This is a genomic window from Rhizobium sp. NZLR10 (assembly GCF_019685125.1).
Lineage (GTDB): Bacteria > Pseudomonadota > Alphaproteobacteria > Rhizobiales > Rhizobiaceae > Rhizobium.
Map to the genome: position 1 here is coordinate 106687 of NZ_JABDWE010000014.1, position 13144 is coordinate 119830.

The 13144-nt window shown below is 60.2% G+C and carries 11 protein-coding genes; 6 read left to right on the forward strand and 5 right to left on the reverse strand.

Annotated features, from left to right (window positions below):
* Positions 1-16: 16 nt before the first annotated feature.
* From repA to HJB82_RS20985, 4 genes are all read right to left on the reverse strand, one after another.
* Positions 17-1231: a plasmid partitioning protein RepA gene (gene repA, locus HJB82_RS20970; RefSeq protein ID WP_221131159.1), complete on the reverse strand. Its 1215-nt coding sequence runs from the start codon at positions 1229-1231 to the stop codon at positions 17-19.
* Positions 1232-1543: 312 nt separating this feature from the next.
* A complete protein-coding gene (locus tag HJB82_RS20975; RefSeq protein WP_207585846.1) occupies positions 1544-1786 on the reverse strand; it encodes a hypothetical protein in 243 nt (80 codons plus the stop codon).
* 129 nt (positions 1787-1915) lie between these two features.
* On the reverse strand, positions 1916-3862 hold the full coding sequence (locus HJB82_RS20980; RefSeq protein ID WP_221131160.1) for an SARP family transcriptional regulator: 1947 nt from the start codon (positions 3860-3862) through the stop codon (positions 1916-1918).
* A gap of 14 nt (positions 3863-3876) precedes the next feature.
* Positions 3877-4335 (reverse strand): helix-turn-helix transcriptional regulator, encoded by a 459-nt coding sequence (locus HJB82_RS20985; protein ID WP_221131161.1) that lies wholly within the window; start codon positions 4333-4335, stop codon positions 3877-3879.
* Positions 4336-4690: 355 nt separating this feature from the next.
* Here HJB82_RS20985 and HJB82_RS20990 point away from each other — a divergent pair, with 355 nt between their 5' ends.
* The 5 genes from HJB82_RS20990 (at position 4691) to HJB82_RS21010 (ending at position 9527) form a co-directional block, all read left to right on the forward strand.
* Positions 4691-5893, forward strand: a complete 1203-nt coding sequence (locus tag HJB82_RS20990) for an MFS transporter (RefSeq protein WP_221131162.1) — start codon at positions 4691-4693, stop codon at positions 5891-5893.
* A gap of 193 nt (positions 5894-6086) precedes the next feature.
* A complete protein-coding gene (gene msuE / locus HJB82_RS20995; protein ID WP_221141312.1) occupies positions 6087-6647 on the forward strand; it encodes an FMN reductase in 561 nt (186 codons plus the stop codon).
* Positions 6648-6888: 241 nt separating this feature from the next.
* Positions 6889-7719: a MetQ/NlpA family lipoprotein gene (locus HJB82_RS21000; RefSeq protein WP_221141314.1), complete on the forward strand. Its 831-nt coding sequence runs from the start codon at positions 6889-6891 to the stop codon at positions 7717-7719.
* Positions 7720-7807: 88 nt separating this feature from the next.
* Entirely contained in the window at positions 7808-8893 is a 1086-nt protein-coding gene (locus HJB82_RS21005; protein ID WP_207585852.1) for a methionine ABC transporter ATP-binding protein, read from the forward strand.
* Positions 8874-9527, forward strand: a complete 654-nt coding sequence (locus tag HJB82_RS21010) for a methionine ABC transporter permease (RefSeq protein WP_207585853.1) — start codon at positions 8874-8876, stop codon at positions 9525-9527. Before HJB82_RS21005 ends, HJB82_RS21010 begins: the two co-directional genes overlap by 20 nt.
* A gap of 1 nt (position 9528) precedes the next feature.
* On the opposite strand, the gene HJB82_RS21015 is transcribed toward HJB82_RS21010, so the two are convergent.
* A complete protein-coding gene (locus HJB82_RS21015) occupies positions 9529-10887 on the reverse strand; it encodes an LLM class flavin-dependent oxidoreductase (protein WP_207585854.1) in 1359 nt (452 codons plus the stop codon).
* Positions 10888-10984: 97 nt separating this feature from the next.
* Between HJB82_RS21015 and scpA the strand changes: the two genes are divergently transcribed.
* On the forward strand, positions 10985-13123 hold the full coding sequence (gene scpA, locus HJB82_RS21020; RefSeq protein WP_207585855.1) for a methylmalonyl-CoA mutase: 2139 nt from the start codon (positions 10985-10987) through the stop codon (positions 13121-13123).
* Positions 13124-13144: the final 21 nt, after the last annotated feature.

Genomic DNA, 13144 nt, shown 5'->3' on the forward strand with positions numbered 1-13144 from the left:
GCAGTAAACTTCTCGGTCATTTCCGCCCCCAGGCCTTGTGAACGAGATCGACGATCTCATTATTGACGGCATCCATCGCCTCCATGGCGCGGTCGTAGGTCGCGCGGGTAAACTGGCTCCGCTCCACTTCATAAAGCGTCTGGTTGGTCATCGCCGCATCGGAGATCGCGACGCTGCGCAACATCGGATTGGTCAACACATGGTTCTTGAACATCGAACGCATGAAGGCGACCATCTGCGTCTGCGGCCCGTCCTGCGGGTCATAGCGGGTAACAAGATAACGCAGCCAATCGAGATTCATGTTGCCCCCAGCGCCCTTCAGCGTGTTCAGCACCTCGCCGAGCATCTGCAGAAACTGGCACATCGACATGACGTCGAGCATCTGAGGATGGACGGTGATCAGAACCGCTGTTGCGCCGCAAATCGCGCTCATCGTCAAAAAGCCGAGCTGCGGAGGGCAGTCGATGATGACGACATCGTAATCGTCGGCGACCGAGGACAGCGCCTCGTCAAGCCGTGCAAAGAAGACGCGTCCATAGTCGCCGGCCTTGCCCTGTGCAAGCACCCGCGGCGTATCATGCTCGAATTCCATCAATTCGAGATTGCCCGGCACCAGATGAAGGTTCGGAAAATTCGTCGGCCGGATGATCTCCTTCAGCGGTCGCCGCTGATCGTCATAGCGAATGGCGGCGTAGAGCGTCTCGTTTTCGTTAACATCGAACTCAGGCTGAAAACCATGAATGGCGGAGAGAGACGCCTGCGGATCGAGGTCGACGGCAAGCACCCGATGACCAGTCAGGGCAAGATGCTGGGCAAGATGCGCGGCACTCGTCGTCTTTCCACTGCCGCCCTTGAAGTTGACGACCGCTACGACCTGCAGATGTTCGTTGCCTCGACGATGACTTAGGTAATGGGTTCCGGCACGCGCATTGTGTTCGAGGAAGCTGCGCATCTCTTCCATCTGCGCCGCCGTATAAGAGCGACGGCCGGACGGCGTGACCTGCGGAAGAGGGCCCTTGCCCTCCAGCGACAGATTGCGAAGGTAGCCGCTGGTGACGCCGAGGAAGCGCGCCGTTTCAGCAAGCTGAAACTCGCGTAACCCCTTCAGCGCGCGCGGCGGAAACATTTCGAGCCGATGCTGCTTTAGCTTGTCGGATAGCTCCTGCGCCTGACCAATAATCAGCTGGTCGACATCGGAAATTGCTTTTTCTATCTGCGGTGCCATATTCATGGAAATCTCGGAAATGCGATTTAAAAGCCCTGCGAGCCTAGAAAGCGCATTTAGTCCCGATTCTAGCAGAGTGGCAAGGCAAATAGGGTTAACAAGACCCTACCGCTGGGTTGTCCAATCTTTTTCAGAGGCTTGGACATGCGGCCGGTGGCGCTGCCGGTGCAGCAAATCGCGTAGTTGCAGACCGAATCGCAAGAATAATGGCCACATCGGCATCATAGCCGATCAGAAAAACTGAGAATCGAAATATCGATACGTGCGGCTCCCCGAAGCAAGCCGTCAACGGCGAGGCATGTGGCAGGGGAAGGCCATTTAGTGCCGCGTACCGAGCAGGCCGCCGCCATCCTGGCCGCTTTCGTGGGAAAGGGACACGCCGCTTCTGTCGAGATCCTGCATGAGGGCGCCGAGCGCAAGGTCCAGGCAATAGGCGGAAAATTCGGCATTCAGGTCTCTGGCGTTCTCTCGGGCATAGGCAACGAGCCTGGCGAGCGATACCAGCTCCTTGAGTTCGTCGTCACTTTTCGGCGCCATCATTGCTTCGGTTGCATCATGCATTTGAGAATTCTCCGGCTTGCCTTGCCAGCGCCTGCCGACAAAGCAAAGGCAGCTTAATCCCCTTGAACGAAAGAGGCGCGTGACACGGGCGTGACAGGATTTTTCGGCACCGCTTTCCGGCGTCAGGCCTCAGAAGCCGGCCTTGCGTAGGGCCACGCGATACTGTTCCTTCTGCCATTGCTCTTTGAAAGGAACGACGGAAAGCCATTTGTCGACATCGAAATCCGGATAGATCTCCCGCACTTTGCGCATATAGATACGCGCGTTTTTCATATCGCCGAGCATCGCCCAGCAGGCAGCCGAAAGCCGGTCCGCCGGGGTGCGGTCGTCCATTGCCGAGATTTGCTCCAGCGCCTCGGCATAGTGGCCGAGGGCGAAGTTCGCGCCCGCCGCCGTCCATAGATAGTCGGTCGGGGTCAGCGGGTTGAGGGAGATGGCCCGCTCGATCTTGGCCAATGCATCGGCAGGGCGCGACGCGTGGACGAGCGTATCGGCATAACTTGCAATGCCGTCGGCATAGTGCGGGCTCAGCTCTTCCGCGAGCTTCAACGCCACGACGCTTTCGTCAAGATCCCCGAGATAAAGTTTGGCAACGCCGAGCTCACGAAAGCCCGCTGCAAGCGACGGATCAGCGACGATTGCCCGGTTCGCATAGTCCTCCGCAAGTCCGAGCAACTCGCTGTCGCCGCGTGCCGTCAGCAACCATTCGACGAGAAAGGTGCGCGACAATCCGCTGAGCGCAGGGGCGAAATGTGCGCTGTGCTGAAGCGCCTCGCGGAAAGCCTTTCGGGAGCGGCGAACATCGGGGAGGGCGAGCCGCTTGATATCCCGGAGACCGAGAAGGTAGCTGTGATAGGCAGCCGAGTTGCCCTCGAAGGAATCGCGCATGGTTTCATGCCGGCGGACCTGCCCGGCAAGCTCTCGAGCGATCTGCCGGGCGATGTCGCGCCGGTGACTTATCAATTCGTACTTCTCGAGGCTGAAACGTTCGGCCCAGATGACTTCATCGCTGCCGGCATGGATCAGCTGGACAAAGAGCGCACGATTGCCCGCACGATCGGTCAGCCTCGTGTCGAGAACATAAGTAATCGAATGACGCAGGATCAGCTCAGTTCTGTCGGCATTGCGTGCAATCCGAGCGGCCGTGTGGGGCGCCACCACCGAAACCGTGTTCAGCGCGCAAAGGCCGATGGTCACGTCCTCGATCAGCGCTTCGGAGAGCATCGGCAAGGCACCCACATCGGTCTCGCCCGGCGGCAGCAGCACCAGACGGGGCAGGGGACCAGGAACTCGAACGTCGCCGTCGCTGAGCGGCATCGCAACGCTCTGCGCAGGTTGACCACCTGCAAAGATTTTGCGGACCTCTGCCAGCGCCTGGACATCAAGGCCGATTTCGAATTTGCTTTCCAGCTGATGTTTGCTGGTCTCGAAAAGCCGGCGCGCTTTCTCCAACTGTCCTTCGGACTCGTAGGCATCGAGAAGGATACGACGAATGTTCTCGTCATCCGGGGCCTCGCGAAAAATCCTAAGCGCCGCCTCCTTGATCAGGCTCACATCCTCTCGCGACCGGGCCGCCGGCAGCGCCGTCTTCAGCGCATCCACCAAGATTGACATATGCCTGTCGCGCTGGCCGGCGATCCATTGCCGCGTACCGACGCTTTGGTCGGTGAGCCCCGCCAGGAAATCCTGGCGAAGGATGGTAACCAGTCGCCGCAGCTTGCCAAGGGCGTCGTCGCTGTCGGGGTTGACGAGTTCGGAGAGATCACCGGCAAATGCGTCCGGCCTGACCCGCACACCGGTCGCCGTGAAGATCAGAAGTTCGGTACCGAGCTGGGTCTGACGCGCCTGGACACGCGATATGGTCTTGCGCAGGTTGGCCATGATGTCAGAATTGTCATGGCTGTCCCACAAGAACCGCGCCAGCGCCGAGCGCGGAAATTCGCTCCCAGCCCCTTCGCGCAGATCACGGTCCAGCAAATAACAAATCGCCAACAGGCCCTTTTCCGGAAAAGCCGCTGGTTTCCCGGCCGGGTCGATCAACCGCAACTCACCAAATGACTCGAGCCGGAGTTTCATGCGAATATGCCTGACTATTCTCCAAGCGGAAGGGTGATATCCGCTGCGGAGGCGCCCAATGTTACACTGCGGCTTTCCGTCTGCGCCATTGCCTTCACCAGTGCAATGACTGATTCACGGATTTTCCGGTCGGCAATCTTCAGAAAAGCGCGATTGAGCACCAATCCCTCTTTCGTTCTGAGGAATTCGACGACGGGATCGGTGTTTGCGGGCAGTTCCAACCCTTGCAACGTCAACGGCTCGGAATTTTCCTGTTCAAAGAAGAAGCTCGGCGACGTATGAAGCACCTCGGCTATGCGCTGCAGACGGCTCGCGCCGATGCGGTTGATGCCCTTCTCGTATTTCTGAACCTGCTGGAAGGTCACGCCGATTTGGTCGGCAAGCCGTTCCTGGCTCATTCCGAGCAACTGCCGGCGCATTCTTATGCGCGCTCCGACATAGCCGTCTATCGCATTCGGTGTCTTGACATTCATCGTGTGTTTTCAGCCTCAATCGCATTTTCCATCACCGCAGCTGTAGTATCTCGCGCCCCAGTTTTCCATGGTTGTTTTTACATCGTAGGCTATATACGCCGCGATGGCGGTCGATTGTGGTATGAAAGCCCCTCAAGTCAGAGGTGAAGCGACGCAGCCTTAGGCGGCAAAAGGGCAAATCGAACAAAAGCCGTACCGATCCTGATGAAATGGGACTGTGATTACCCCCTGGCTTACGCTAAATGCACTTCATCGACCGTCGCTTGATCATCTGTCCCAGCCCCGATCGCCCGACATCCATCGAACAAAAGCGACGCGGCACGGCAACCAACCGGACCGTTCAGGAGGAATGTCCATGGCAACCGTTGCCGAGACCGCGCCCCGTTTCCAAAAAACAACGATGTCCATCCTGGTGGCGGTCAGCTTTTGCCATATGCTGAATGACATCATGCAGTCGCTGCTCGCCTCGCTCTACCCGCTGTTCAAGGCGAACTACGATCTCGATTTTGTTCAAATCGGCCTCCTGACGATGACCTTCCAGGTCACCGCTTCACTGCTGCAGCCACTGGTCGGCATCGTCACCGACCGCTGGCCGATGCCCTATTCCCTGCCGGTCGGCATGGCGAGCACCTTCTGCGGCCTCATCCTGCTTGGCAACGCCGGCAGCTTCGCATTGCTGCTCGTCGCCGCCAGCTTGATCGGCTTCGGTTCGGCGGTCTTCCATCCGGAATCCTCGCGCGTCGCCCGTCTTGCCTCCGGCGGTCGCCACGGTTTTGCGCAGTCGTTCTTCCAGGTCGGTGGTAATGCCGGCCAGGCGCTCGGCCCGCTGCTCGCTGCCTTTATAGTGCTGCCGCTCGGCCAGCACAGCGTCTCCTGGTTCGCCGCCATCGCCATGGTCGGCATGGTCGTGCTGAGCTGGGTCGGCAACTGGTACATCAGCCACAGGCGCCAGAACGCCAGCAAGCCGCCCGCAAGCCGGACCCTGCCGCTGCCGCAGAACAGGGTTGTCTGGGCGCTGCTGATTCTCGTCCTGCTGACGGCAACAAAGAATGTCTACATGGCGAGCGTGTCGAGCTATTTCACCTTTTATGTCATCGACAAGTTTGCGCTGAGCATACAGCAGGCACAGCTGATGCTCTTTCTATTCCTCGGCTCGGTCGCCGTCGGCACGTTCCTCGGTGGACCGATCGGCGATCGCTTCGGCGCCCGTTTCGTCATCTGGTTCTCAATCCTCGGCGTCATTCCTTTCGCGCTTCTCCTGCCCTATGCGAACCTTTTCTGGACCGGCATCCTCAGCGTCGTCATCGGCCTGATCTTCGCTTCGGCCTTCTCGGCGATCGTGGTCTTCGCCCAGGAACTGGTGCCTGGGCGCGTCGGTCTGATTGCCGGCGTCTTTTTCGGCTTTGCATTCGGGGCAGGGGGGCTTGGCGCAGCACTGCTCGGCAGTTTCGCCGATACTCACGGCATCGACTTCGTCTACCGCGTCTGCTCCTATCTGCCGCTGCTCGGCCTCCTGACGGTCTTCCTGCCGCGCATTCCCAAGCAGAAACCTGCCTGAGGCGATATCGCCCCGGACGGTATCGAGCCCGAAGCATCAGGCGATTTCAGACACTATGATCACTCACGGGATGAACGTATTTTTCTCTTCCCATAGGGCAGGAGGGATCACCATTCCTTTAATCCACTATTTTTATAGATAATATTCGTCCGATGATACCGCCGGTCTCGGCATGATATTGGAAGGAAACGGCATGTCTGCTTACAAACTGGTTGGCCTTGCGGGTAGTTTCAACCGCCCCTCGAAGACCTTCGCGCTTGTCGAAAACATTGCCGGCCTCGCCGGTGCTACATACGGCTTCGACAACACCCTCTACGACCTCACCGATGTCGGCCCCTCGCTTGGCCAGGCGCTGCGTCGTGACGATCTCGACAGTCGCGCAAAGGAAGTCATAGATGACATCGTCAATGCCGATCTGCTGGTCATCGGAGCGCCGACCTACAAGGGCAGCTATCCCGGCCTCTTCAAGCATCTGATCGACCTGATCGACCCGCATGAGTTGCGCGCCAAACCAATCATCATCACCGCGACCGGCGGCGGCGAGCGCCATGCGCTGATGGTCGAGCATCAGTTGCGCCCGCTCTTTGGCTTCTTCATGTCGCATACGCTGCCGACGGCCGTCTACGCGTCCGACCGCGACTTCACCGATTACCGTGTCGCATCCGAACCGCTTTCCAACCGCATCACCGAGGTTGTCGGTGAGCTCGCGGCCTTCTTTCCCAGCCGGGGTCACGCTCTTATCGCTGCCGAATGAAGAGTGTCGGAACTTTAAAACGGCGCCCGCTGAGGCGCCGTTTTCGTTTTTAGGACCCATTCGGAAGCCGTCATGGTTCACAAATTTGATGGAAATTTATCCTGCCGATATCGATGGCAGGGCAAGAGTTTTTCCGACCCTTCCTCCACATCAGACATTCGTGCTTCGCGCCCGATAGGCGCATTTGCCATGATCGGCCAGCTCGGGGCGCTTGGCCTCATTCAGTCAGACGGGATATAAAATGACCAAGAATAAAAATCACGGCCTCCACCTTTCGCGCCGCGCAACTCTTGCCGCCGTTTCCGGCGCCGCGCTCTTTGCCTTTGCAGTGCCCGCTCCCTCCTTTGCCGAGGATAAGTCGATCAAGGTCGGCATCATGGCCGGCGAAGAGGAAGACATCTGGCGCGTGGTCACGAGCGAGGCTGCCAAGAATGGCCTCAAGATCGAGACCATCACCTTCAACGACTATACGCAGCCGAATGAAGCGCTGGAGCGTGGCGAACTTGACGCCAACGCCTTCCAGCATCAGCCCTATCTCGACAACCAGATCAAACAACACGGTTATCATATCGTTCGCGTCGGATATACCGGGGTCTGGCCGATCGGCCTCTACACCAAGAAGTACAAATCCGTCGGCGAGATCCCCGAAGGCGCGGTCATCGGCGTGCCTAACGATCCCTCGAACGAAGGCCGGGCGCTGCGCGTTCTCCAGAGCGAAGGGTTGATTAAACTCAACGACGGCACAGGCATTCTGGCAACGGTCGCCGATGTCAGCGACAACCCGAAGAAGATCGAGATCAAGGAACTCGATGCCGGCATCGTTGGCCGTTCGATCGATGATCTGGACGCCGGGGTCGTCAACACCGACTGGGCGCTGAAGAGCGGTCTTTCGCCGGCCGAGCGCATTGCCCAGGAGCCGATCGCCGATAATCCCTACCGCAACTTCATTGCCGTCAAAGACGAGAATAAGGACGCCGAGTGGGTCAAGACGCTTGTCTCTTCCTATCAGAACGATACCGTCAAGGCCGAGTTCGACAAGGTCTACAAGGGAACGGGTCTCAGCGCCTATTGACCCGAAATTAGGCCGGGGTTAAGGCCTGCCGAGAGGCGGTCCGGGGGTTCTTGCCCGGGCCGCCTTCCGTGTTTGCAAGGAAAAACACATGAATTCCTTTGTTTCCACCACGGTGATCGAGGCACAGCCGCAAGCGGCGGTCGAAGAAGTGGTGAGGCTTAACGACGTCAAGCGGCGGTTCGGAGCCACGGCCGCCCTTGACGGTATTTCACTGACGGTCAGAAAAGGCGAGATCCTCGGTATCATCGGCCGTAGCGGTGCCGGCAAATCGACGCTGATCCGCTGCCTGAACGGCCTGGAGCGCGCCGATAGCGGCGAGATCCTGATCGAAGGCCGCGACATCACCGGACTTGCAGAACAGGAACTGCAGCCGCTGCGCCGCCGCATCGGCATGATCTTCCAGCACTTCAACCTGCTTTCGGCCAAGACCGTCGAGGAAAACGTCGCGTTGCCGCTGAAAATCGAGGGCATTGCAAAGAACGAGCGCTTAAAACGGGCGTACGAGTTGCTCGATTTGGTCGGTCTTGCCGACAAGGCGAAAGCCTATCCCTCATCGCTGTCCGGCGGTCAGAAACAACGCGTCGGTATTGCCCGGGCGCTTGCGGCACGCCCAGCACTGCTGCTGTCCGACGAGGCGACGTCGGCGCTCGATCCGGAAACGACCCGGTCGATCCTGGCGCTGCTGAAGGACATCAACCGTAAGCTTGAACTGACCATTCTGCTGATCACCCATGAGATGGAAGTGGTGCGCGGCATTGCCGATCGCGTGGCGGTCATCGATGCCGGGCGGATCGTCGAGGAAGGGCAGGTATGGTCGGTCTTTGCCAACCCTAACGCTGATATCACCGCAAGCCTGCTCGGCGGCATCCGTCCGCAGCTTCCGGATCACATCGCCAGCCGGCTGTCGGCAACAACAGGCAGCGACGCAATCCTCAGCGTCGATCTCGCCGGACCTGAAGCGCAGGGTGCGCTGTTTGCCGAACTCTCGGCGGCGCTGCCGCATTCCTTCCGGCTCGTGCATGGCGGCATCGATCATATTCAGAACCAGCCGGTGGCGCGGTTCTTCATCGCCATTCCCATGCGCGACCCTGCGCTTGCCGGAAAGGTCGAACAATTCCTGACGGCCCGGTCCGCCCGGGTGGAGGTGCTTGGTTATGACACCGATCATGCTTGAACTGCTTGTTCGCTCCCTATGGGAGACGATCCTGATGACTGTCGCCTCGGGCGTGATATCACTCGCCGCCGGCCTGCCGCTCGGCCTTGCGCTGGTGGCAACGGCACGCGGCGGCATCGCCGAAAACCTCTGGATCAATCGCGTGCTCGGCGGCATCATCAACGGCTTCCGCTCGGTGCCCTTCATCATCCTGCTGGTGGCGCTGATCCCGCTGACGCGGCTGATCGTCGGCACCGCACTCGGCACATGGGCAGCCATCGTGCCGCTCGCCATCGCCGCGACGCCCTATTACGCCCGTATCGCCGAAGTGTCGCTGCGCGAGGTCGACCGTGGGCTGATCGATGCCGTGCGCGCCATGGGCGGCGATCGCTGGACGATCATTCGAGAGGTGCTGGTGCCCGAAGCGCTGCCGGGCATCGTCGCCGGTTTCACCGTCACGCTGGTAACGCTGATCGGCGCCTCGGCGATGGCCGGCGCGATCGGCGCCGGCGGCCTCGGCGATCTCGCCATCCGCTATGGCTATCAACGTTTCGAAACCAATGTGATGATCGCGGTGGTGGTAGTACTCATCGTCCTCGTCTGCGGCATCCAGTGGCTCGGCGACCGGCTGGTCGCCAAGCTGGATCATCGATAGATCAGCGCCGGTATCCGGCAGCGGGATGAGCGGCGGGCAACCTGCCGTTCCCGCCGCCGAAGAGCTTCTGCCGCAATGGCCCTTCGGTATAATCGGCCTTGAAGACGCCGCGCTCCTGCAGCACCGGCACCACCAGATCAACGAAATCGCGCAGGCTCTCCGGCGCCACTGTCCGTGCCAGGTTGAAGCCGTCGATGCCGCCTTCCTCGATCCATGTCTCGAGGTGATCGGCGACCTGCTGCGGCGAGCCAACCATCGGCTTCATCCGGCTACCGAGGACCATCTGGTCGATGATGTCACGTGGTGTCACCGGCTTTGCCGCCTGTTTGGTGATTGAAGCAAGTGCCGATTGATTGGCGTTCGTCGACCTCTGATCGATGACCTCATCCAATCCATATTTCGACAAGTCGATGCCGATAGAGGCAGAGTAATGCGCAAGCGAGGCCTCGACGCTCGAATGCCGGCGATAATCCTCAAGCTTGTCGTGTGCTTCCTTCTCAGTCCGCCCAACGACGACGCTGATCAGGTTCAGGATCTTCAACGCGTCGGCGCCGCGGCCGAACGCCGCTGCCTTCGCCCGCAGCGCATCAACGGTCGATCTCGCAGCCCTGGGAATCGGACTGGCGATGAAGACACATTCGGCGTGTCGTGCGGCAAAATCCTGCCCGCGGGCCGAAGCGCCGGCCTGGAAGAGCAGGGGCGTGCGCTGCGGAGACGGCTCGCAGAGATGGATGCCCTCCATCCGGTAATATTTGCCGTTGTGACTGACAGCTCGCACTTTGGAGGGATCGGCATAGATGCCGCCCGCCTTGTCGCGCAGAACCGCATCGTCATCCCAGCTGCCCTCCCAGAGCTTGTAGACGATCTCGAGATATTCCTCGGCGGCGGCGTAGCGCGCATCATGTTCCGGGAGCTTGTCGAAACCCATGCTGCGGGCAGCGCTGTCGAGATATCCGGTGACGATATTCCAGCCGATCCGCCCCTTGGTCAGGTGATCGAGCGTCGACATGCGCCGCGCCAGCAAAAAAGGCGGCTCGTAGGTGGTGTTGACCGTTACGCCGAAACCCAGATGTTTGGTGACATAGGCCATCGCTGAAATCGGGATCAACGGGTCATTGACGGGGACCTGCGCCGCCGTCTCGATCACCGGCGCCGGACTGCCCTTGTAGACGTCATAAACGCCGACGATATCGGCGAGGAAGATGCCGTCCAGCTTGCCGCGTTCGGCGGTCCTGGCGAACTCCGTCCAGTAATCGAGATCGGTATAGTCCACCGACCGGTCCCGCGGATGTGTCCACAGGCCATGGTTGATATGCCCGACGCAATTCATGTCGAAGGCATAGATCTGCATTGTCTTCATGAGACGAGTCCTGACGAGGGAATAACAATCAAGGATTTGTATCGCACGGCGATCCTGTGGAATGGTAGGGTGCGGAAGAAAAAGCCGGAGAAAACGCATGACGAAGAAGACGCTGTCGGATTGGACGGAGCTCGCGCAGAAGGAATCGCGCGCCTCGCCAGAAACCCTGACCTGGCAGACGCCGGAGGGTATCGCCGTCAAGCCGCTCTATACGGCCGAGGATCTCGAGGGCGCCGATCACCTTGGCTCGCTTCCCGGCTTTTCGCCCTTCACCCGCGGCCCGCGCGCGACGATGTATGCCGGCCGGCCGTGGACGATCCGCCAATATGCCGGCTTCTCGACGGCAGAGGCATCGAACGCTTTTTACCGGAAGAATCTGGCCGCCGGTCAGAAGGGCCTCTCCGTCGCCTTCGATCTCGCCACCCACCGCGGTTATGACAGCGACCATCCGCGCGTCGAAGGCGATGTCGGCAAGGCGGGCGTCGCGATCGACAGTGTCGAGGACATGAAGATCCTGTTCGACGGCATTCCGCTTGCCGACATGTCCGTCTCGATGACCATGAACGGCGCCGTCATCCCGATCCTCGCCTCCTACATTGTCGCCAGCGAGGAGCAGGGCGTTTCGAAGGCCGATCTGTCGGGCACCATTCAGAACGACATCCTCAAGGAGTTCATGGTCCGCAACACCTATATCTACCCGCCGGAACCGTCGATGCGGATCGTTGCCGACATCATCGAATATACGGCAAGGGAGATGCCGAAATTCAACTCGATCTCGATCTCCGGCTATCACATGCAGGAGGCTGGCGCGACGCTCGTCCAGGAACTCGCCTTCACGCTTGCCGATGGTCGGGAATATGTCAGGGCGGCGATCGCCAAGGGGCTGAGTGTCGACGATTTCGCCGGAAGGCTCTCCTTCTTCTTCGCCATCGGCATGAACTTCTTCATGGAGGCGGCCAAGCTTCGTGCCGCCCGCCTGCTTTGGACCCGGATCATGGAGGAGTTCCAGCCAAAGAAGGCTTCCTCGCTGATGTTGCGCACCCATTGCCAGACCTCCGGCGTCTCGCTGCAGGAACAGGATCCCTATAACAACATCATTCGCACCGCCTTCGAGGCGATGTCGGCCGTGCTCGGCGGCACGCAGTCGTTGCATACCAATTCCTTCGACGAAGCGATCGCGCTGCCGACCGAATTTTCGGCCCGCATCGCCCGCAACACTCAGCTGATCCTGCAGCATGAAACCGGCGTCACTAGGGTGGTCGATCCGCTGGCTGGCTCTTATTACGTCGAGAGCCTGACGAAGGAGCTCGCGGAAAAAGCCTGGGCGCTGATCGAGGAGGTGGAGGCGCTCGGCGGCATGACGAAGGCCGTCAACGAGGGTCTGCCGAAACGGCTGATCGAGGAAGCAGCCGCGCGGCGCCAGGCGGCCGTCGACAAGGGCGAGGAGGTCATCGTCGGCGTCAACCGCTACAGGCTCGACAACGAACAGCCGATCGACATTCTGGAGATCGATAACAGTGCGGTGCGCACAGCCCAAATCAAACGCATCGAGGAAACGAAGCGGCGGCGTGATAGCAACGCCGTGCGCGAGACGCTGGCGAGGCTGATGAACACTGCACGCAGCGGCAACGGCAACCTGCTCGAAGCCGCGATCGAAGCGGCGCGAGCCCGCGCTACGGTCGGTGAGATATCGGATGCCATGCGCGAGGCCTTCGGCGATCATGCCGCCACGCCGGAGGTCATCACCGGCGTCTATGGCGAGGCCTATAGCGACGAGCCGGAACTCGCCGTGCTGAAGGCCCGCATGACGGAGGTGACGGAAGCGATGGGGCACCGGCCGAAGATCATGGTCGCCAAGCTCGGCCAGGACGGGCACGACCGGGGCGCCAAGGTGATCGCTTCAGCCTTCGGCGATATCGGTTTCGACGTGCTCGCCGGCCCGCTGTTCCAAACGCCTGACGAGGCCGTCGAGATGGCGCTCGGCGAAAAGGTCAATGTCGTCGGCGTCTCGTCGTTGGCGGCCGGTCACAGAACGTTGCTGCCGCAGTTGATCGACAGACTGAGAGCGCAGGGCGGTGACGATATCATCGTCGTTTGCGGCGGCGTCATCCCGCGGCAGGATTATGAATTCCTGCACGAACACGGCGTTGCGGCCGTGTTCGGTCCGGGCACCAACGTCCTCGAAGCGGCAAACTCCGTCCTCGACCTGCTGCAGGGCAGGCGGCGGAACCAGTAAGAGGGCGTAGCGTTGTTTTCC